The organism is Aquimarina rhodophyticola, from assembly GCF_042434915.1.
Lineage (GTDB): Bacteria > Bacteroidota > Bacteroidia > Flavobacteriales > Flavobacteriaceae > Aquimarina.
In genome coordinates this window covers 257957-280229 of the sequence record NZ_CP170198.1, presented here as the reverse complement: position 1 = coordinate 280229, position 22273 = coordinate 257957, and the positions used below count along the sequence as shown (strand labels likewise).

The window sequence follows — 22273 nt, the reverse complement described above, 5'->3', positions numbered from 1 at the left end:
TAATATGATGAGATGCATAACACTTTGTATAAAAAAATTAGATAAAATATTTTAAAAAGGATACAGAACATTTGTGGTGCTCCATCTCTGGCTCCTAATTCTTTATTCCCATATCTTTTTTCTAAATTATTATGTTTTGATATTGTTACTCTATTGTTGCTCCTAGTGCATTAAATAAGTTGGCATTAGCTTGCAAGAACTTTACCTGTAGCATATTTGATTTTAACAAGTTTTCAATCAGTTTTTGCTCGCGTGAATTGATTAAAAATAATGAACTCTCACCAACTTCAAATTTACGTTCTTCGGCTATTAATAATCTTCGGTAGTTTTGAACCATATCTCTGATCAATTCATTTTGATTGATAAGTGAAGCTATCTCAATACGCGTAGCTTCAATCTTATTTTGTAGTTCTACGGTTACTGACATGCGTTCAAAGGTTGCATCCTCAATTTTATACTTAGCCAATTGTAGATCCCCTCGCTCTTTGCGTAAAAATAATGGAAAACTAAAATTAATTCCTACTTTATAATTTGCAGTATTTAATGAATTTAGCTGTTCTGCTTCCTGTGTTAAAAAATTATATTGCAAATCAAGTTTAGGTAATAATTTATTCCGTTTTAGTCTGCGATCTACAGCTAATCCTTCAATTTTGGCTGTTAAGCTTCTTAATTTGGGATGATTAGAGTCTAAATCCCCAAGCATTTGATCATTTTGTAGTTGTAAGGATGTAACAAGTACTTGCTCGTTTGGTAATTGTGGCTGGACTTCATTTTGTATCTCTAGCGGTATCTCATTCAACCATAAAAAATTACTTGCCTTAAGCGCTGCTTTTCTCTTTTTAAGTTGTGCTACTTCAAAGTCAAGTAGTCGTGTTTGATAAATAATCTTGGCTTCGGTAGCATCGATTGCGGCTTTTTCACCCACTTCAACGTTTCGTTGAACTCCTTCATAGCGAATTAGCGCATTCTCTAAAAAATCCTCATAAATTTCTTGTTCATTAACTGCTTCTGCCCATTCAAAATAGGCTTTACTAGCTTCAAAAAGCAACGTGTTTACCAATAATGTTCTATCGGCCTCGGTTTGATCCAAAAAAAACCGTGCTTTTTTAAGCATCGCCATGCGTTCATTAATCAAAAAACCTTGCGCCAGCGAAAATGAAACACCTGCGCTGTATAAACCATCTTCGGGTACAGTTAAGCTAGGATCCAAAAACGTTCCACTGTTATCTTCATATTTAGCATTTAGCTCAATCCCGTACCAAGTTGGTATCTTAAAAGCTCCATTTAATTGATCATAATATTTGGTGCCTTTAAATTTTTTGCGATCATAGTCTACTTCGATTTTTGGATCAAAACCACCCCGGGCACGTAACATTGTTGCTTCACCTACGCTAAGTTGCAAGTTAGCTTGTTTAATCAGGGGGTGGTATTTTTTTACATATCCCAGATATTCCTCAAAGGATAAGATTTTTTGCAAGGTGCCTGTAGAATCCTGTAGAGGATACGTTTTTGATTGCTGACCATACGCTACATTTTTAGTTAGTATGCAGCACAATGCTAGTGTATATAGAATCTTTGCGTTCATCTACTTTTTAGTTTTTGTCGATGTATCGGTTTCTGTTTGATAATAGTTAGGAGGAAAACCATTGAGCTGTCGCCATATTTCATACCAAATAGGTACATCCTCGAGTAGTGCAATGGTGTGAGCGCCAGACCCTACTCGTACATTTTGAGGCCAAGGTTCTGTTGATTCATCTGGTGCGATAAGAATTCTAAATTTACCATTGGCACTTATAAAGTTTTCGATCGCTACAACTTTTCCTCCAAACGTTCCAAAAGCTGCATTAGGCCAACCATTGAAAAAGATTGCTGGCCAACCGTCAAATTGAATTCGCACATCTTCACCCAAGTGAATTAGTGGGAGATCTAAAGGTTCGACATACGTTTCTACTGCTAGATCATAATTGGATGGCATAATCCCTACTAATTTTTCACCTTCTTTAAAGGTTTCTCCTATTCCGCCAAAAATTGCCTTAGTTATATAACCACTCTGCGGTGCAGTAATGTAATAGAGGTCATTACGTATTTGATAATTAGCAGATTGATTTTCTAACTTTGTCACTTCACCCTCTGCCTCAAATTGTCCTGACTCTGCCGTAAATCGATCGCTACGAGATTTTGAAATCTTATCCGTATAGGCTGCCAGTGTTCTGCTAATTTCTAGTTGTGCGTTGATCACTTCATTTTGACTTGCTAGCAATTTATTTTCTTGCGAGATCAACTTTGCCTGCGTTTCCTGTAATTTCAATCGTTTTTGTTCAACATCAGTTATCGCTTTTAAACCTTCGGCCTGTAACGTAGAGGTTCGATTATATTGACGCTCTGCGATTTCCAAATTTGTCGCTGCTGCCAAAAATTCGATACTATCACTCTTAACCTTGAGTCGAGCCTGCATAAGTTTATTCTTTGCTTGCTTGAGTTTAAGTTCTCGTTCTTGTTGTAAGGCTAGCACCTGACTGTTTAAAGCTTTTATTTTTTCTTGATATGATAGTACAGAGCGACTCTTGGCTTCTTTTTGTTGATTTGTACGCTCTACCAAACGAGGATCTTGGTATTCATTTTTGATTTCTGAAATGTATAAGATTGTATCTCCTTTTTCTACAAAATCTCCTTCTTTGATATACCACTTTTCAATCCTTCCAGGAATGGGAGATTGTATCGTTTGCGGTCGTTGATCTGGGGTTAATGTAGTTACATAACCATTACCAGTAACGTTTTGAGTCCATGGTAAAAATAAAATAATTCCTACTATAATGGCAAATCCTAATAAGAAACGATTAAAAATTTTGAAGTGTGCGGTTTTGAACGCTTTCGCGAAAGCAGTATATCCATCTAGCGACACCGTTTTATTAAGCTGATTATTTGATATATTAAGCATTGCGTGTACGGTTTAAGGTTCCTTGATTAAGCTCTAACATTATTGAAGCTTTGCGTATCCATAATGGATTGCGTGAAGAGACTACAATAGCCCAAGGCTGTTCGGGTCTTGTTAAATACTCGATTATGGCAGCTGCCTCATTGGGTTCAAAGTGCTCTAAAGGGTCCTTTAATAATAAAAGTTTGGGTTGATGTACTATGGCTCTTGCCAGTATAATCCGTTTGGCAATCGTATACGGTATTTGTTGTCCTTGTGGATATAACATTGTTTGTAATCCATTTAACTGTTGTTTTATAAAAGGTAACAACCCTAAGTTTTGAAGTACCTCATGAACTCGCTCTCTTGTTATAGTGGTATCTCCAAAGGTGATATTTTCTAACAATGAACCTTCAAAAGGTTGTTGCTCAGGTAGTACTTGACCAATGTGACTGCGATAACGGTTAGGCCAAATTCCTTTTATTGAGGCATCATTTACATATAAGGTGCCAGAGGTTGGATAAATAATCCCTGATAAAAGTTTAAGTAAGGTAGTTTTACCCGATCCAGAAGGCCCATTTAAAACTATCCTATCGGCTTGCGCAATGGTTACATTAACATCTTTTAATATCGAAAAATTATCGGCAGTCGTATAGGCTACATTTTCTAATTCGATCTTTAATTCTTGTTGATTTATAAAAGGGTCCACACCCTCCTGTGGTTCAAGATCTTTATCAACTACTTGTCCTATTTTTTCTAAAGAAGTTAGTACATCATAAAACGTTTCTAGCCCTTTGATTAACTTCTCTACCGAAGTAATTACTAATAAAATGATAATCTCTGCGGCAACAAATTGCCCTATATTCATTTGTTGATTTAGAACCAATAGCCCCCCTACTATTAACAGTCCAGCTGTAACTAATATTTTAAAACCCACCATTTGAATAAACTGAATCAGTAAAATTCTAAAATGACTTTCTCGCGCTTCGAGATAATCTGTCGTAAGCTTGTCGTTACGATTCATAGCAAGCGAAGTTTTTCCAGAGAGCTTAAAACTTATAAGCGAACGCGTTGTTTCTTGTATCCAGTGAGCTACTTTATATTTACTCTTGGATTCTTTAAGACTGGTTTCTAAACCTTTTTGTGCTGTGAATTTAAATACTATGTAAATCAATACAATTAACAACAAGCCATAAATAATAAAAAACGGATGGTAAAAGGATAGTAATAAAATTCCGAAAACTATCTGTAAAACTGCTGCAGGAAAATCTATAAGAATTTTGGATAACCCCTTTTGAACCGTTAGAGTATCAAAAAAGCGATTCGCTAATTCTGGAGGGTAGTAATTATGAAGTTCACTTGTTTTGATTTTAGGAAAACGATAAATAAATTCAAAAGAAGAACGTGTAAAAATCTTTTGTTGGATATTTTCTAAAATTCTAATTTGCATAATTTGAAGCCCTCCTTGGAACGCTACTCCAAGCGTTACTAATACAACTAACACAATCCAGGAAGATGATACTTGTGCACCTTGAATTAAATTAATGATAGCTTGTATACCTAAGGGTAATGATAAAGATACTAATCCAGCAAAAATCGCATAATATAGAATTTGCCTTATATCGCGTCTATCTAGTTGTAGTAAACCAATAAACCGCTGCCATGGGGTCATAGTTTTTTTCATGTATTTCTATTTTGCAATGATGGGATAAAATTACAACCCCTATCATAACGATGTTTATTATGTTATTTGTAGAATCAAAAGATGTATTTCGGTAATATTACCGTGCTCTATCTTACATATAAAAGGATGAGAAGCTATCAGGTGGTGGTATAGGAATTTCCTGAATAATCTCTGAAAACCCAATAGTGGTATAGATCGCAAAATTAGTAAGCGTTTCGATATCAGAGTATTCTAACAAATTCAAAGAAGAATAATCTAACTTATTCAAAGTTACTGTAGCATCCACTTGATGCTGTTGTTCATTATTCTCTTCACTTCCTAATACTAAAACTGTTGGTGTGGTTTCTTCAATAAAAAAGATAAGTTGCAAAACCGGTTGTATAAAAATAAGGGATAATGTCATAACAACTGCCATAACCTTAAATACATCATATGTTTTGTGTATACCTTTTTTCATTGAATTGTTTTAAAAACTAGTGCAGTATAAAAATCTGCAATATAATTCTCCCCTATTTTAATATTGGTAAGAGTAGGCATGTGCTTCGAAAAATAACGTTGATGGTGGGCTCCTTCGATTACTGTAGAAATTAACATATGAGGAAACTCAAACCTGGGGTTTACCGCCAAAACTAATTCACTTACCCGTTGTACTACTCGCTTATAAGTCTTGTAATAACCCTTTGCATTTTCAGTATCAATATCTTTGGTATAGTAGGCTTTTGCCGATTCTGATATTATAATTTGATGTAACAACACTTCGTTTATATATGAGAATGAACGATCTTCGGTCACATCTTGAGTTAATAACAATATCGCTTCTTTTAAGCATGTCTCTGAATCCTCAACATTTGTAGTGGCAAAGACCAATCTATACTCAATCCAACTCCAATACCAACTAATTAGATAAACCAATAAGGCATGTTTACTACTAAAATATCGATAAATAGAACTTTCATTCGATCCAATAATAACCCCAAGTTTTTTAAAAGTAAAACTTTCGAATCCTAATTTATCTATCATTTCGATTCCTTTTGAAATGATGGTACGCCCAAGTACAGAGGATTCAGGGTCCTTAGTGTATAATTCGGGATCAATTGTTATATGAATTGAGAGTCTTTCCATAGTTTATAATGCAAATGTAATAGTAATACTATTACACTATGAAAGTTTAACTTTTGTTTAATTCATTTTATCGTGATACTACCCTATTTATACACAAAATCCTATCAGAATAACTGATAGGATTTTGTGTATGTTATGATTTGGTATGCCTAGTTTATAATTTCTTGACCATCTAATTTCCACTGAGAGATACCTCCATTTAGATCATATATTTTAGTAAATCCTGCCTCCTTCATCACTTCGGCACACTTAGCACTTCGTCCACCACGTGCGCAATAAATAATTACAGGTTTTGATGTATCTAACTTTGAAACTGTATTAATAAAATTTTCATCTTTAAAATCTATATTTTCTGCCGTTTCAATATAACCAGTTTCAAACTCTTGAGGTGTACGAACATCAATTACTCGAATTTTATCATTCTTCATCAAAGCAATCATTTCCTGTGATGTAACACGTTGAATAGCTGTGTCTGTAGCTACAGGATGCTTAGTAACAGTTGTACAACTAATACATATCAAAAATACACCTAACCACCCTAAATATCGTAGATTGTTCATACGCTATGGTGTCTCAACAGGTCCATCATAGTTCATAATACCACCAATTAAGTTATAGGTAGTACTAAATCCCATTTGATTCATCAGAGTACAAGCTTGCGCACTGCGCGCTCCAGAACGACAATATATATAGTAATTCTTTGTTGCATCCAGCTTTTCTACTGCATCCAGAAATTCTTGTCCTTGTCGAATATCGATATGAATCATATTAGGAATATGTCCTTCTTCGACTTCTTCTTCGGTGCGAACGTCTAGAACGACAGCATTGCTATCTTTGGCTAATTGTTCATCCCATTCACTTTGACTTAAATCTACTGCCATTGCTCTATATTTTTAAATTTTGAAACAAAGATAAGAAGTCTTAGCGAGATCTTTACTTTACACTTTTTGTTTTCACCATTTCTCTTAGGATTTGATGCTGCAACCAATAGCGCGCGTGGTTTTAACTGGTACATCTTTATCAGACAAAAGTGCATCCACTGCATCTTCAACATATTTCTGATCTGCTTTTTGAGCGTCTTTATAATTATTATCGATCGCACCAATATATTTTACCTTAAACACATTATCTTGTTTTTTAAGGACATAGACGTGAGGAGTTTTTGTTGCTCCATATTGAGGATAAATTTTTTGTCCTTCGTCAAATAAATATGGAAAAGTAAATTGTTTTGCATTGGCCCGCTCTTTCATTTTGATAAAACTATCATCTGGATATGCTTCTGGATTATTAGGATTTATGGCAATTACAGGATACCCTTTTGTTTTATATTTTTTATCCAATGCTATAATTCGATCTTCGTACGCTACAGAATAAGGACAATGATTACAAGTAAATATAACTATAAAACCCTTGGCGTTAGGGTAATTCGATAATGAAACATAGTTATCATCCACATTTTTCAGTTTAAAATCGGTGGCTGTATCTCCAATAACATACCCTTGATTATCAATCGGGTCATCGTTCTGATAAATAATAAAAGAACTGATTAAAACCACAAAAGCTATGGCGACAATTATTTTTATGCTTTTCATAATATAAATTTTTTAATGATTTTTTACTTCTAAATTCTTACTTAAGAAAGCTTTTTAATGCTTTTTCTAACTCATTGTATGAAAATGATTTCTCATAAAATTGATTTTTATCCCCTCTATAAATATACGTCGCAGGTATCGCTCCCGACCAATTAGTACTAACCTTTGGAATCCATGAATTTGCGTCTGGATCGTCTAAAATTAGTACTTTACTCTTAATTTTTTGACGTTCTAAATAAGGGATGAGCTTTGATTCTATTTGAGAAGGCAAGTCCAAACTTACTAAGATAACCTCTACATTTTTGTCTGCATAGGCACTATTAATTAATTCAAAATAAGGCATTTCTTCAATACATGGTTTACACCATGTTGCCCAAAAATTGACAATACGTATTTTATCATCTTTTTTTGTAAGTATTGTTTTAAAACTTTCAAAATCATATACACCAATGTTGTACCCTTGAGCCTTTACAACTTCAATAGGTAAACCTTCATCCTTAGGCGACTCTTTACAAGATGATACGAACAGTGCGTAACATATCAAACTTATAGTTAATAATATATTTTTCATAGCAATGCAAAATAATACCACTCTAATAAAAATAAAAATAAATTAACATCAATTAATAGAAGCATTATAATAGTTTAAGACTTGTGGACCTATTGACGTCTTTTTAGATGATCAACAATCTAAATTTAACAAAAATTTAGTAAGTTCTTTACACGCAAACTCATCAAAGTTACACTATATTTGTTTAAACAATTGTTGTATATACAAATGAAGATAGAAGAGCTTATACAAACTAAAACTAAATTACCTTGGCATAAAAAGGTTCTTATTAATTTGATTTATACCGAACGAATTTTAAAAGAACATATTAACGCAGAACTAAAACCATTTGATATTTCGGCACAACAATTTAATGTACTCCGCATTTTAAAAGGTCAAAAGGGAGTACCTGCCAATTTGTTGACTATCCAGGAAAGAATGGTTAGCAAAATGAGTAATACAACACGTTTGGTCGATAAACTTATTGCAAAAAAATTGGTGGAGCGCCGGGTGTGTCCATCCAATCGTAGAAAGATTGAAATTACTATCACTCAAGATGGATTGTGTTTTTTAAATAAAATCGATCCAATTATTGAAGAATTAGAAAAGAAAATTACTGCTTCATTTACCCAAGAAGAACTTGAGCAGTTTAATAACCTTTTAGAGAAATTAAGATCATAATTACTAATTAATTTAATTCAACACTTATGAAAACAATTGTAACCTCAGCCATATTAGTAGCTGTAACATTATTTACATCAACTGTAAATGCTCAACGTAAAGATATTAAAGCATCAGAAAGTACTATTGAGTGGACTGGTAAAAAAATTACTGGATCTCATACAGGAACTTTAAATTTTTCTGATGGATACCTAGAGTTTAAAGATGATGCTATTGTAGGAGGAGCCTTCACCGTAGATATGACCTCTTTAAATGTTACCGATCTAGAAGCAGGCAAGGGAAAAGAAAAATTAGAAGGACATTTAACATCTGATGACTTCTTTGGAACCAAAAATAATCCAAAAGCAATGTTAAAAGTTACATCGGCTACCAAATCAGATAAAACTTATACAGTGGTTGGTGATCTAACTATCAAAGGAAAAACTGCACCTATCACATTTGATCTTTTGGTAAACGACACTGTTGCCACTACTACACTAGATGTAAATCGTACTGTGTATGATATTAAGTACGGATCAGGAAGTTTCTTTGATAACTTAGGGGACAAAGCTATTTCTGATGATTTTACATTGGATGTAACTTTAAAAATGTAATTTTATTTGCAACTCAATAAATTTATTTTATATCTTTGACGTAATTAAAATTTAATAATGAATTTAATCTTAGCAACTAATTGGTGGTGGTCTTATCTAAACGAAATCTCGTGAGATAGCTCCTATCATTATGTTAAGTAAACATATCAAAGGCTTGTCATCACGACAAGCCTTTTTTTATGCTTTAAATTCAAATAAATTAATAAACTAATTACAATCAAGATTATCGATACTTATGAGTTACACCTTAACCACACAGTTCAAACAAATTTTGGCAGATACCATTACTCCCGTAAGTGTTTATCTCAAAATACGAGATCGCTATCCAAATAGTCTCTTACTAGAAAGTAGTGATTATCGCGGCAATGAAAACAGTTTTTCATACATCTGTTGCAATCCCATCGCCAGTATCAAAATTGAAAATGAGCTCATAACTCAAAACTTTCCAGACGGTAAGATTACTGCTGTAAATGTTACAAAAAACACCGATATTCCAGCTACTATCGCATCATTCGGAAAACAATTCAAAACAGAAAAAAACGACTTCAAATTTATAAACAATGGCTTATTTGGCTATATCTCATATGATGCAGTTCGTTATTTTGAAGATATAGAAATCAATAAGAAAAAAGGAAACCTTGAAATCCCCGATGTGTATTATGCAGTCTATCAAAACATCATTGCCATTAATCATTTTAATAATGAAGCCTATATTTTTGCACATTGTTACCAAAAAGAAAATAACATTGCACAAATAGAGTCCCTGCTGCAAGTAAAAAATTTCGCATCATACGCCTTTGAGACGACTGACAAAACTACCTCTAACCTCAATGACGAAGATTACAAAGCTCAAGTAACACTTGCTAAGCAACATAGCCTACGGGGAGATGTATTTCAACTAGTTTTATCCAAACGTTTTTCCCAAAAATTTAAAGGTGACGAATTTAATGTATATCGTGCCTTACGCAGTATCAATCCCTCCCCCTATTTGTTTTATTTTGACTACGGAAATTTTAAAATTTTTGGAAGCTCTCCCGAAGCACAATTGGTTGTAAAAGAAAACATAGCCGAGATCCATCCTATAGCGGGAACCTTTAAACGTACTGGAAATGACGAACAGGATGCCGAACTCGCCAAAAAATTGTCTGCCGATGAAAAAGAAAATGCAGAGCATGTAATGCTTGTAGATCTGGCACGTAATGATTTAAGTCGCAATGGTTCGCAGGTTACCGTCGAGAATTATCGAGAAGTTCAGTTTTTTTCGCATGTAATCCATCTGGTTAGTAAAGTAACTGGTAAAATGCACAAAGATACCTCAACCATGCGTGTAGTTGCAGATACCTTTCCTGCAGGGACTCTAAGTGGAGCTCCCAAATATAAAGCCATGCAGCTTATAGAAAAATACGAAAATGTCAATCGAGATTTCTATGGTGGTGCTATTGGGTTCATGGACTTTACTGGCAACTTTAATCATGCAATTATGATCCGCACATTTTTAAGTAAAAACCATGAATTGCATTGGCAAGCAGGCGCTGGTTTAGTCAATGAATCCAACGAAGAAGGAGAATTACAAGAAGTATATAATAAACTAGGAGCACTTACAAAAGCTATAGAACTAGCAAAAAGTATTTAGGGTGTTACCCCACATGGGGTCGGGCTATTCGCGCTACATGGTAGCTAGCTTCTATCCCTAACACAAGTTTAAAAACCATTCGATTCACAATCGAAAACAGCATGCAAGAAATGAAAAAAATATTAGTTATTGACAATTATGACTCCTTTGTTTACAACCTAGTTCATTATCTAGAAGCATTGGATTGCGAAGTTACAGTTAGACGCAATAATCAAATCAATTTGGACGAGATCGAAGATTTTGATAAAATCTTACTTTCCCCCGGACCTGGCATTCCAGATGAGGCTGGATTGTTAAAACAAATTATACAAACCTATGCACCTACCAAAAGTATCTTTGGCGTATGCCTTGGCTTGCAAGCAATAGGAGAAGTTTTTGGAGGTGGTCTTACCAATCTTAACAACGTATATCACGGCGTAGCTACTCAAGTAAAAAAGACCACAGCTATCGAACCCTTGTTCACAGGACTTCAACAAGAATTCTCGGTAGGTCGCTACCACTCTTGGGTAGTTTCTAATGAGGATATACCGCAGTGCTTAAAAGTAACTGCTTATGATCAAAACGGGCAAATAATGGCATTACGTCATGATACATACGATGTGTGCGGTGTACAATTTCATCCAGAATCTGTACTTACACCCGATGGTAAAAAAATATTAGAAAATTGGATTACCTTATAACGTAAAATCAAAAAAATAGAATACGCTCAAACCCAAAAGATGAAACACTTATTAAACAGATTAATTAATCACGAAACCATTTCAAAAGACGAAGCCAAACAAGTTTTAGTCAATATTTCAAATGGTGAATACAATCAAAGTCAAATTGCATCCTTTTTAACAGTATATATGATGCGTAGTATTACGGTTCAAGAGCTTGAAGGTTTTAGAGATGCTCTACTCGAACTTTGTATTGCTGTTGATTTTAGCGCTTATAATCCTATTGATCTATGCGGTACCGGGGGTGATGGTAAAGATACGTTTAATATATCAACACTTTCATCTTTTGTAGCAGCAGGTGCAGGTATACATGTTACAAAACACGGTAACTACGGGGTCTCATCTACTTGTGGTAGTTCTAACGTGATGGAATATTTGGGGATAAAATTCAGCAACGATAAAGACTTCTTAGAACGTAGTATTGAAGAGACCAGAATTTGTGTGTTACACGCTCCATTGTTTCATCCAGCAATGAAAAATGTAGCTCCGATTCGCCGAGAACTTGCGGTAAAAACCTTTTTCAATATGTTAGGACCTATGGTAAACCCTGCATTTCCTAAAAACCAGATCGTAGGTGTTTTTAATCTAGAATTGGCACGTATGTATGGATATCTTTATCAAAATACTAATAAAAATTACACTATAGTTCACGCTCTGGATGGATATGATGAAATCTCGTTAACTGGTAGTACCAAAATAATATCCAACCGTTCAGAAGCGATGCTAACTCCCGAAGATTTTGGAGTAACTAGTGTCCTACAAAAAGATATTTCGGGAGGTAGTTCAATAAAAGATGCTGCAACTATATTTACAAACATTCTTGCAGGAAAAGGCACTCAAGCACAAAATAATGTAGTTTGCGCTAATGCAGGAATGGCTATAGCTACTGTAGAAAATTTAACCCCAAAAGAAGGATTTGATAAAGCAAAAGAATCCTTATTATCAGGAAAAGGACTCGCAGTCTTAAAGAAGGTTCAACATTTAAGCGCATAAAAATGAATATTTTAGATAAAATAGTTGCAGACAAATTCAAAGAAGTTGCTCTCAAAAAACAACTTATTCCTACAACACAATTGGAACAATCGGTCTTATTTGAGAGGGATGTTAACTCTCTAGCCACTGCACTCAAAATGAGTGATATCGGTATTATTGCAGAGCATAAAAGAAGATCTCCTTCAAAATCGGTAATAAATCATACTACATCTGTGGATCAAGTTACCAAAGGTTATGAAAATGCAGGTATCAACGGAATTTCAATTTTGACCGATGGAAAATATTTTGGCGGATCGTTGGACGACCTGATTCTTGCAAGAGCCTCAGTGCAACTCCCATTACTACGTAAAGAATTTATAATTGACACCTATCAACTACTCGAAGCCAAAGCCCATGGGGCCGATGCTATTTTACTAATTGCTGCGGTGTTAACCAGAAGTCAAATCAAGACACTATCTACCTTCGCAAAAAATATTGGATTAGATGTTCTTTTAGAAGTACATAATAAAGAAGAACTCGAAAAATCAATAATGCCTTCTCTTGACATGCTCGGAGTTAACAATCGAAATTTAAAAACTTTTGAGGTGAGTACCGATATAAGCAAAGAATTAAGTAGTCTCATTCCCGCAGATTTCGTAAAAGTATCAGAAAGTGGTATCAGCACGGTAGCGGCAATTAAAGATCTAAAACAGTATGGCTATCAAGGCTTTTTAATCGGAGAGAATTTTATGAAAACTCAAGATCCAGGTACAAGCGCAATGGATTTTGTAAATCGACTGAGAGCGCAATAATTGGGTAATATGAAACACACAGTACGACTAAAGGTTTGTGGAATGACAGTTCCAAAAAACATAGTGGATGTAGCCTCGTTGCAACCAGAGTATTTAGGATTTATCTTTTATGAAAAATCTCCTAGAAATTTTAAAGGGCCTATGCCCAAAATACCTGCAAAAATCAAAACCGTAGGCGTTTTTGTAAATGCTAAAATTTCTTTTATCCTTGAAAAGATAAAAACTTATAACTTGCGAGCGATACAACTGCACGGTGATGAATCGGCTGCTTTTTGCCAAAGATTGAGAAATGAAATCAATACGCAACAGGCTAAAACGGACCCATCGCAGTCCAAAAACACTATCAAGCTGTGGAAAGTGTTTTCTGTTAAAGATCGATTTGACTTTACCCAACTAACATCTTACGAAGGGATCATCGACTATTTCTTATTCGATACCAAAGGAAAAAATAAAGGGGGTAATGGCATTACCTTTGACTGGACCTTATTATCCAAATACCAGTCAAAAACGCCTTTCATTCTTAGTGGGGGTATTGGCCTCGATCAAATCGATAGCTTAAAAAAATTCTTACAAACACCACAAGCATCAAAACTACATGCAATAGATGTCAATAGTAAATTTGAAAATACACCAGGGATTAAAAACACCCAACAGTTAGAAACTTTTACAACTGATTTATTTACCGAAAATCAGAACTTTATTTAAAATTTTACACATAAAAATTAACACGAAAAGACTATGAGTTATCAAGTTAATGAAAAAGGATATTATGGAGATTTTGGCGGAGCATATATTCCAGAAATGCTATATCCTAATGTAGAGGAACTACGAACACGCTATATACAAATTATGACTGAACCTTCGTTTCAACACGAATTCGATCAACTTTTAAAAGATTATGTAGGCCGTCCCACCCCATTGTATTATGCGAAGCGTTTTTCTGAAAAGTATACTACAAAAATTTATCTTAAGCGGGAGGATTTATGCCATACGGGTGCTCACAAAGTGAACAATACAATTGGACAGATATTAATGGCAAAAAAACTTGGAAAACATCGTATCATTGCCGAGACAGGAGCGGGTCAACATGGTGTCGCTACAGCTACTGTTTGTGCTTTGATGGGTATGGAGTGTATAGTATATATGGGTGCTATAGATATCGAACGACAAGCTCCCAACGTAGCGCGTATGAAAATGCTTGGAGCTACCGTAGTTCCTGCAGTTTCTGGAAGTAAAACTTTGAAGGATGCCACGAATGAAGCGATACGTGATTGGATTAATAATCCTGTAGATACCCATTATATTATTGGTTCGGTGGTAGGGCCTCACCCATATCCTGATATGGTAGCGCGCTTTCAATCAGTTATTTCCAAAGAAGTAAAATGGCAATTACAAGAAAAGGAAGGGAAACAAAACCCAGATTATGTAGTAGCATGCATTGGTGGTGGTAGCAATGCTGCTGGTATTTATTATGACTATTTAGACCAAGAAAACGTTGGTATTATAGCTGTAGAGGCTGCTGGAAAAGGTATATATACAGGAGAGAGCGCTGCAACCTCTGCACTAGGTAAAGAGGGTATAATTCACGGCAGTAAAACACTTTTAATGCAAACCGAAGATGGTCAAATTACAGAACCCTATTCCATTTCTGCTGGTTTAGATTACCCTGGTGTGGGTCCTATGCATGCTAATTTATTTAGAACAGGCAGAGGAGAATTCATATCCATAACAGATGATAAGGCAATGGCTGCTGGATTGGAGCTCTCAAAATTAGAAGGTATTATACCCGCAATCGAAACCTCCCATGCCCTAGCAATTTTTGAACAACGAAAATTTAATCCTGAGGATATTATTGTTATAAATTTATCGGGTCGAGGTGATAAGGATTTGAATACTTATATCGATTATTTTGACCTATAAAATCCTGACACTAATTAAATATATCAACACAACTCATTAAACCTATAAGTTAAGAAATCACTATGAATAGAATTCACCAAAAACTTACCGAACAAAAGAAACTCTTGTCTATTTATTTTACTGCTGGATACCCTGCCTTAACGGATACGGTAAAGGTACTCGAATCACTAGAGAAAAGCGGGGTGGACATAATTGAGATTGGACTACCGTTTAGCGATCCATTGGCAGATGGACCTACGATACAGGAAAGCTCAACACAAGCGCTACGCAACGGGATGACTACGGCTATACTCTTTGATCAGATCAAAGGGATTAGAAAAACGGTTAGCATTCCTTTATTAATTATGGGATATTTTAATCCTATTCTACAATACGGAGTTGAAAAATTTTGTGCAAAATGCCAAGAAATCGGAATCGATGGGCTCATTATTCCAGATTTACCAGAATACGAATACACTGCCCATTATAAAGAAATTTTTGAACGCTATGGTTTAGTCAATGTATTTTTGATTACTCCACAAACCTCTGATGATCGTATACGTCAAATTGACAACATTTCTAATGGCTTTATTTATATGGTTAGTTCTGCAAGTACTACTGGAGCAAAAAATACGATTGGCGAAGAACAAAAAAAATATTTTGAACGTATCGCTGCCCTCAATCTAAAAACTCCGCAGATCGTTGGATTTGGTATTAGTAATAAAGAAACCTTTCAAAAATCTACCAAAACAACCAAAGGAGCAATTATTGGTTCGGCATTTGTAAAGCATTTAACTGAGCAAGGTATAGATCATATTGATAGTTTTGTTAAATCCATACGGTAACAAGAAAAAATTTTTAATGCATTAACAGTCTGCTGTTAAACTTTATTATCAATTTATTTATGGTAGCGGTACTTTGCTATTTTTATAATTCACACGGCGTACATATCATGGTATAGACGCTTTAAAACAATTATTATGAAAAAGTTTTTTAGGATACTGACCGTTGCTCAAATTGTATATCAAGGTTATCGTTATATCCAAGATAAAAAAGCCGAACGCAAAAATAAAAGATAGTACTAGACGGTTACATGCTTTTATTAACCAGAGTTTATGAGGTCTTTATAACTTTTTAAGACCTCTTTTTTTTAACTTTAAATATTCATTAAAATTAAAACTCATGGGGAGAATAGAGGATAAAAGATTAGAACGAAAAGAACAAGATAAGCCCTTAGGTTCTCTAGGATCAAGGGATAAACCTAAAGACGTATCCATTACAGAGGGAGGTACGTTACGGAAAAAAAAGAAAAACAGTTTATAAAATGGGAAAAGGAGATCGTAAAACAAAAAGAGGAAAAATTTATTTGGGATCCTACGGTAAGTTAAGACCTCCACGTAAAAAATTTAAAATAAAGCCAACAACTTTACCTCATGATCCTGATAAAGATTTGATGTAATTTAAAAAAAGTTTTTATACTGTAAAACCCTGAAATCAATAGTATTGAAGTCGGGGTTTTTACTTTTCATTAATTTGTATAATGCCATACTACCTATAGCTCTGTTAGCAGCTCCCGAGGGTGCAGTTAAGGAAACCGTTCGTATAATACGATTTTGTTTTTGATTCTCTCGCATTAGTGAGAACTCATGAATTCTAGGAACTTCGTTATTGACCAAAGTCAATTGTATCTTATGCTCTTTAAGATGTTTTCTAAAAAAATACTCAGGTCCGTTTTTACTATTTCCACCTGTGAATAGCAAGGTATCAATACGACTGTATTTTTTTAAGAACCCTACAAGATTTCTTAATTCTACATGTGTCATTCCTAAATCTGAGGCATCAATCTTAGCTCTTTGACAGGATGCTACAATATCACAAATACCAATACCTCTTGATGCCAAAAAATTCTTACGCTGTTGAATAGCGATTTTAGAGGTTTCAAAAGCCAAATTAAGTCCAAAGATTTTATCTAAAACCGGCCAGAGTAAACCGTCTATGCTCCCATAACAAAAGTCGACATCACCTGCTTTTAATGTTCCTTTTGAAAACCTTGGGGGTGGCAAGGTGCCTACAATAAGCTTAGTAGCTCCCTCTGGAAAAAAAGGATCATATGGATGTGAGTGCGTAAACATTAGATATTATATTAGAGTAGATTAAGTTAAATAAAAATGTGAGTTAAACATAACCTATGTACGATCATCTTCAAATTAATACGTGCGTCCTCTAGGGATTGCGTAAGCGATAGCAATGATATCCTTTTTATAGTTTTTATTCAAAACTATAAAAAGATACAATGGATAGCGCGACCCAAAATGAAATGAAGGGTTACGCCCTCCATCTCGTCTAAAATTGAAAATAAATAAATGGCTGAAAATCGGCCGCAAATGTTTGATAACAAATTATAGCAACCACTACAGCAATAATTCCTTTGAGTACAATATGACTTCGTATAAAACTTCTTTCAATTTTTGCTTTAATAGCGCTAGGTAACCAATGTGTCATATAACCGATGCACATGACTATAAAAACCAAACGATACTCATAAAGTACATTAAAAGCGTTTGCCCAATCCATATTAGTTATGATTTGTTGATAGAAGCGATCAATATGATCCAAACTATTTCCTCTAAAATAGATTCTGGTAAACGTGATAAATACAAATGTTATCATAATTTTCCACCCTATAATTATCCATGAGCGATTGGTTTCGTACGGACTTATTCTACGCCAATATTTAAAAATTACAATGCCGACACCATTGAGTCCTCCCCAGATTACGAATTTCCACGCTGCACCATGCCATAAACCTCCGATTAACATGGTAATCATAATATTTACATTGGTATTAAAATGTTTTGCTACCTTTTTTGAAAAGAGGGTTATAAGTAAAGCCACAACAATAAGCGTTGCTGCTAATAAGGCTATATAATAATTTGAAACTGCTAATACTGCCAAAAATGTAAAGATTAAAATAAAGGTATAGGAGAAAATGGTTCCGTTACGATTACCTCCTATCGGAATGTATAGATAATCCTTAAGCCAGCTAGACAGCGAGATATGCCAACGTTTCCAAAATTCTCCACAGTTTAAGGCTTTGTAAGGTGAGTTAAAGTTTCTTGGCAAACGATATCCCATCAATAAAGCCAAGCCGATTGCTACATCGGTATACCCAGAAAAATCACCGTAAATTTGTAACGAATATCCAAACATCGCCATAATATTGGTGAATCCAGAAAACATTTCGGGCATATCAAAAACGCTATCTAAAAAATTTGCAGCGATAAAATCGGCAAAAATCATTTTCTTGATTAATCCCTTTAGGATCATATAGGTTGCTCTCCCAAAATCTACTCTAGAAATTTTAATGTTTTTACGAATTTGAGGAACAAAATCTGAAGCTCTAACTATTGGTCCAGCTACCAATTGTGGAAAGAAACTTACAAAAAAACCAAAATCGATAATAGAAGTTAGTGGTTTGATCTGTTTTCTATAGATATCAACACTATAACTGATAGTTTGAAACGTGTAAAAAGATATACCTACAGGTAAAATAATACTATCTACGGTAAAATAATCTACCTGCTGCCATGTGTTGGCCCACTTGGCAAGATGATTAATAACCTCATAATTTGACTCAAATAGCGCATTGTATGAATCGGTAAAGAAGTACGCGTATTTGAAATAACAAAGAGTTGCCAAATTTATGGTAACGCTAACAGCGACCAATAATTTACGTATCAGTACTGATCTATTAGCATAAATAAGTTTACCAATAAAAAAATCATTTACAGTACTGAATAAAAGAATTCCTACAAATAATCCACTGGTTTTATAATAGAACGCTAAACTAATTAGAAAGAGATATAAGCTCCGCAAGCTTTTATTTGGATAAATCAATGCATATCCTATATAAAAGATTGCGAAAAATATCCAGAAATTAGCTTGAGTGAAAATTAATGGAAACTCTTCATAAAAATTAAAAATATCGTAAAGTCTATTCATTCACGATTTGTTTTAATATGGAATTGTGTTCTAATTGTAACTCTTTTTCCCATGAGTTTGATAATGCTTGTAATAATAGATCTGCTTTTAAATTATATCCCTTGTGCGTAAAGTGGATTCGATCATTTGGCATAAGCTTATTTGCATACCAGTCTTTTGATGAATTGAATCCTCCCATAATTTCGTAAAAATCCCATACCGCCATCTTATATTTTTTGGCAAGGTCATATATGATAGCTCTTGATATACGTGTTCGAGGATTTGGATATTGCTTTTTATAATATGAATCATTTGGAACCGTGAGTAATATTGCACAATCTGGATTGATGTTAAGAATATCCTGAATAAAATTTTCGTAATTACGCCGAAACTCTTTGGGACTAAAATCGGGATGATAAGCATCATTTGTACCAACCGAAACAATAAACAAATCTGGCTTATATAGGGATAATTGTTGTGTAAAGTATGCACTCCGATTGTAATAACTAAAACTAGCTCCATTGACTCCGATCGTAGTATATTCGATTCCTTTTGAGTCATTCATCAATTCTAGGCCCATCATTAAAAACTCTGCATCTACGGTATCTTTAATTTTACATACCTGTACCTCGATAGTTTCGACGGATTTATTTAACTGATATTCTATAAAATTAGCTTGTTGATTAATGACAAAATTTTTGACTAGCGAGGTATCTTTGATTAGAACTTCATATCCATCACTCCAAGTATTATAGAACACTCTGATTTTATCAAACTGATAGGTGTTTTTTGTATAGTTAAGGTAATTTGCGTTGATTTTTATGTTTGCTAAAGAATCTTTGAATTTGGCAGTAACACCAGACATTCCCCATGCAATACTATCTTTTCTGATAGAACAGCGATATCCTTGCCATTCTCCATCAAAATCCACCTCATAATTAGAAGGGTTATTAGTTTCTGCCATACGATACGGAAAAATAAAACCGCGCTGCCCTTTGGCAGTTGTACTCATGTGTTGCAAATATGATCGTAATCTATTGCTATAAATGTCTGCTTGTATATGAGACCCTCCAATATGAAAAATATGAATCTTTTCTTGTTCGCCTTGTACCACTTTATGTAGCTTTTGATATATTTTTTTAAAAGCGGGGGAATTTTCTGCTAACTTAATTTTATTAGCTTTCCAGTTGATAAATGAATATTCATTTTTTAATGAATCTATACTATACTGCTGTGAATACATTACTGCATTGTGCGTAAAAAGAATACAAACTAAAATTAACTTACTATTCATTTTGGGTAGCATTTAGGTCAAGATATAGGGAGGTAAAAAAGAGTTCTGAGATAATTTTGGTTCCTTTTGATGTAAAATGGGTATAATCACTCCCTGCCAACTTTTGATCTACCCAATGTCTCATAGATCCAGCACCACCCATGGCATCAAACATGCTCCAATACGCAATATTATTAGACAAACACGTTTCTCGCAAACTATCGTTAAGGTAAGGAAGTAACGGATATGTCTGCATTTTACCGTTTACTGGAATGCACATATCGGTTGGTCCGATAAAAATAAAGCTTACTTCTTTGTTGATGCGACGACGCATCCAATTAATTTGGCTTTTTACATAATCTACATATGTACGTACCTTTAAAGAATCTTTGAGGTACGGTACCGTATTCCCACCATATTGCATGATAATAACTTTGGGTTGGATAACTGCAGCCATCTGCTTAAAACTCGAGGCGTTTGAACTTGCAAAAATAGTTCCCGATGAGCCTCGCATCGCAACATTATCCATTTGTATTTTGGTATCCGATCCTAATGTTAATCCATAAAAATCTGCACTCATTTTTCCTTCTAGCTCAATAACTAGATCAGTAGGAGTGTTTTTTAACGCTATTTCATATCGGTGGTACTGACCATCTGAGATAAGTTCACCTTCTTGCACGACGATATCATCATCTTTAACCGTGATTTTAATAGGATAGTTTGCATTTCCATAATGCAATCCAATAGTTTTAAATTTTCTGAAATTAAAGTAGGTTCGTCTTGATTTGCCTATTTTTATACTCGCACGTTTTACAGTGATAGAGTCCAAAGTAAGACTATCCAATACATCTTCTCGATGCGGTGTAAACCTGCTTACAGACATAAACATACCATACTTTTTGTGTTGAAAACGTTCCTTTGTACGATCAAAAATCGCATACCGAATCCAATTATCACTCGGTTCTACAATGGCACTTATTTGACGATACACTGGTTTTACAGGAATAAAGCCTGGTCCAGTACCACCATACATACCTTGTAACCTATTTCTTAAATATCCAGTGATACGATCTCCCTCTATTTGTGAATCCCCAAAATGTACGATACGACAAAATGATGAAGATAGCTTGTTTTTTAAGGAGTTTAAAAACTGTGGATTATCATGAGGATACTCTATGCGAGTAACCATGGCTGTATCTAGTTTAGAAAAATCCGGGGGTCTTTTTATAACAGGTTTCGCTTTTGAATAGTTGAGTGTATCCATCATATTGGACTCTTCATCGTCAACTGGAACTACCGACCTGGTTACTTTAACGATCTCACTTTTTAAGGTTACGGTATCCTTTGTGGATTTCATAAAGTTTTCAAATGTAGGATATTTGATCTCTATGGGATCTACTACGATTCCATCCTCAAAAGTTTGGGTATGGTGAATAGCATTACTATGACTTAGAAACATTAGTCCTACTAATGCACCTAAAACCAAAATAATGAATATTGCGATTTGTATTGGTTTAATTCTCAAAAGACCTTGCTAGTAATTTACTTTCTGGTAAAAATAGTAAGATTTTAATAACATCAAAATCTAAACTACCTGTAGACTGTTAAAGTAAGACTTTTTATAATCTCTAAAACATCACTTATTAATAAAACTGCAAACAACCTTCTAAGCTTTATTATTGGTATAAAATGTCAAAAAAGTACATATTTATAGTAAACTAATTGACATGTAGTTATAGTATTTTAAAATAAAAGCGAAACAATATTGGTCAGGACACCTATAAACAGTGGTTTTTTGAAAATCGGTTATTTTCCCATCTTCTTTCCGAAAAAAAACTTACTTATTAC

The 22273-nt window shown here is 34.4% G+C and carries 24 protein-coding genes; 11 read left to right on the top strand and 13 right to left on the bottom strand.

The genetic code is table 11. The features are described 5' to 3' along the window. Positions 1-145: 145 nt before the first annotated feature. From ACE939_RS01400 to ACE939_RS01360, 9 genes are all read right to left on the bottom strand, one after another. The gene (locus tag ACE939_RS01400) at positions 146-1585 is read right to left on the bottom strand and encodes a TolC family protein (RefSeq protein ID WP_378186988.1); all 1440 of its coding nucleotides are present in this window, start codon (positions 1583-1585) and stop codon (positions 146-148) included. Continuing rightward, on the bottom strand, positions 1586-2938 hold the full coding sequence (locus tag ACE939_RS01395) for an HlyD family secretion protein (protein WP_378186987.1): 1353 nt from the start codon (positions 2936-2938) through the stop codon (positions 1586-1588). Continuing rightward, positions 2931-4598 carry a peptidase domain-containing ABC transporter gene (locus ACE939_RS01390; RefSeq protein ID WP_378186986.1) on the bottom strand — a complete coding sequence of 556 codons (1668 nt, stop codon included), beginning with the start codon at positions 4596-4598 and terminating at the stop codon, positions 2931-2933. Before ACE939_RS01390 ends, ACE939_RS01395 begins: the two co-directional genes overlap by 8 nt. Positions 4599-4710: 112 nt before the next feature. After that, entirely contained in the window at positions 4711-5055 is a 345-nt protein-coding gene (locus tag ACE939_RS01385) for a hypothetical protein (RefSeq protein WP_378186985.1), read from the bottom strand. After that, positions 5052-5720: a TetR/AcrR family transcriptional regulator gene (locus ACE939_RS01380; RefSeq protein WP_378186984.1), complete on the bottom strand. Its 669-nt coding sequence runs from the start codon at positions 5718-5720 to the stop codon at positions 5052-5054. The genes ACE939_RS01385 and ACE939_RS01380 overlap by 4 nt, the downstream gene beginning before the upstream one ends. A 149-nt stretch (positions 5721-5869) precedes the next feature. Continuing rightward, positions 5870-6280, bottom strand: coding sequence for a rhodanese-like domain-containing protein (locus tag ACE939_RS01375; RefSeq protein ID WP_378186982.1), 411 nt, complete (start codon positions 6278-6280; stop codon positions 5870-5872). Positions 6281-6283: 3 nt separating this feature from the next. Next, positions 6284-6601, bottom strand: a complete 318-nt coding sequence (locus ACE939_RS01370) for a rhodanese-like domain-containing protein (protein WP_378186981.1) — start codon at positions 6599-6601, stop codon at positions 6284-6286. Positions 6602-6685: 84 nt separating this feature from the next. Continuing rightward, the gene (locus ACE939_RS01365; protein WP_378186980.1) at positions 6686-7312 is read right to left on the bottom strand and encodes a thioredoxin family protein; all 627 of its coding nucleotides are present in this window, start codon (positions 7310-7312) and stop codon (positions 6686-6688) included. Between the two features lie 37 nt (positions 7313-7349). Continuing rightward, a complete protein-coding gene (locus tag ACE939_RS01360) occupies positions 7350-7883 on the bottom strand; it encodes a TlpA disulfide reductase family protein (protein ID WP_378186978.1) in 534 nt (177 codons plus the stop codon). A 207-nt stretch (positions 7884-8090) separates the two neighbouring features. Here ACE939_RS01360 and ACE939_RS01355 point away from each other — a divergent pair, with 207 nt between their 5' ends. The 11 genes from ACE939_RS01355 (at position 8091) to ACE939_RS01305 (ending at position 16630) form a co-directional block, all read left to right on the top strand. Next, entirely contained in the window at positions 8091-8543 is a 453-nt protein-coding gene (locus tag ACE939_RS01355) for a MarR family winged helix-turn-helix transcriptional regulator (protein WP_378186977.1), read from the top strand. Positions 8544-8569: 26 nt separating this feature from the next. Further along, the gene (locus ACE939_RS01350) at positions 8570-9136 is read left to right on the top strand and encodes a YceI family protein (RefSeq protein WP_378186976.1); all 567 of its coding nucleotides are present in this window, start codon (positions 8570-8572) and stop codon (positions 9134-9136) included. Positions 9137-9371: 235 nt separating this feature from the next. Then, complete coding sequence (locus tag ACE939_RS01345; RefSeq protein ID WP_378186975.1) at positions 9372-10769, top strand: anthranilate synthase component I family protein; 1398 nt, start codon at positions 9372-9374, stop codon at positions 10767-10769. Positions 10770-10879: 110 nt separating this feature from the next. Beyond that, on the top strand, positions 10880-11449 hold the full coding sequence (locus ACE939_RS01340) for an anthranilate synthase component II (RefSeq protein WP_378186974.1): 570 nt from the start codon (positions 10880-10882) through the stop codon (positions 11447-11449). A 39-nt stretch (positions 11450-11488) separates the two neighbouring features. Continuing rightward, complete coding sequence (gene trpD / locus ACE939_RS01335; protein WP_378186973.1) at positions 11489-12481, top strand: anthranilate phosphoribosyltransferase; 993 nt, start codon at positions 11489-11491, stop codon at positions 12479-12481. 2 nt (positions 12482-12483) lie between these two features. Then, positions 12484-13272, top strand: a complete 789-nt coding sequence (gene trpC, locus ACE939_RS01330; RefSeq protein WP_378186972.1) for an indole-3-glycerol phosphate synthase TrpC — start codon at positions 12484-12486, stop codon at positions 13270-13272. A 9-nt stretch (positions 13273-13281) separates the two neighbouring features. Further along, positions 13282-13977 carry a phosphoribosylanthranilate isomerase gene (locus ACE939_RS01325; RefSeq protein WP_378186971.1) on the top strand — a complete coding sequence of 232 codons (696 nt, stop codon included), beginning with the start codon at positions 13282-13284 and terminating at the stop codon, positions 13975-13977. A 33-nt stretch (positions 13978-14010) separates the two neighbouring features. After that, on the top strand, positions 14011-15192 hold the full coding sequence (gene trpB / locus ACE939_RS01320; RefSeq protein ID WP_378186970.1) for a tryptophan synthase subunit beta: 1182 nt from the start codon (positions 14011-14013) through the stop codon (positions 15190-15192). Between the two features lie 62 nt (positions 15193-15254). Next, positions 15255-16016 carry a tryptophan synthase subunit alpha gene (trpA, locus tag ACE939_RS01315; protein WP_378186969.1) on the top strand — a complete coding sequence of 254 codons (762 nt, stop codon included), beginning with the start codon at positions 15255-15257 and terminating at the stop codon, positions 16014-16016. 337 nt (positions 16017-16353) lie between these two features. Further along, positions 16354-16494 carry a hypothetical protein gene (locus ACE939_RS01310; RefSeq protein ID WP_378186968.1) on the top strand — a complete coding sequence of 47 codons (141 nt, stop codon included), beginning with the start codon at positions 16354-16356 and terminating at the stop codon, positions 16492-16494. A gap of 1 nt (position 16495) precedes the next feature. After that, on the top strand, positions 16496-16630 hold the full coding sequence (locus tag ACE939_RS01305) for a 30S ribosomal protein THX (protein ID WP_378186967.1): 135 nt from the start codon (positions 16496-16498) through the stop codon (positions 16628-16630). 1 nt (position 16631) lies between these two features. On the opposite strand, the gene ACE939_RS01300 is transcribed toward ACE939_RS01305, so the two are convergent. From ACE939_RS01300 to ACE939_RS01285, 4 genes are all read right to left on the bottom strand, one after another. Next, positions 16632-17303 (bottom strand): uracil-DNA glycosylase family protein, encoded by a 672-nt coding sequence (locus tag ACE939_RS01300; protein ID WP_378186966.1) that lies wholly within the window; start codon positions 17301-17303, stop codon positions 16632-16634. A 211-nt stretch (positions 17304-17514) separates the two neighbouring features. Next, positions 17515-19173, bottom strand: a complete 1659-nt coding sequence (locus ACE939_RS01295) for an MBOAT family O-acyltransferase (protein ID WP_378186965.1) — start codon at positions 19171-19173, stop codon at positions 17515-17517. Next, on the bottom strand, positions 19166-20446 hold the full coding sequence (locus ACE939_RS01290; protein ID WP_378186964.1) for a GDSL-type esterase/lipase family protein: 1281 nt from the start codon (positions 20444-20446) through the stop codon (positions 19166-19168). Before ACE939_RS01290 ends, ACE939_RS01295 begins: the two co-directional genes overlap by 8 nt. Then, positions 20439-21950 (bottom strand): lipase, encoded by a 1512-nt coding sequence (locus ACE939_RS01285; RefSeq protein ID WP_378186963.1) that lies wholly within the window; start codon positions 21948-21950, stop codon positions 20439-20441. The genes ACE939_RS01290 and ACE939_RS01285 overlap by 8 nt, the downstream gene beginning before the upstream one ends. Positions 21951-22273: the final 323 nt, after the last annotated feature.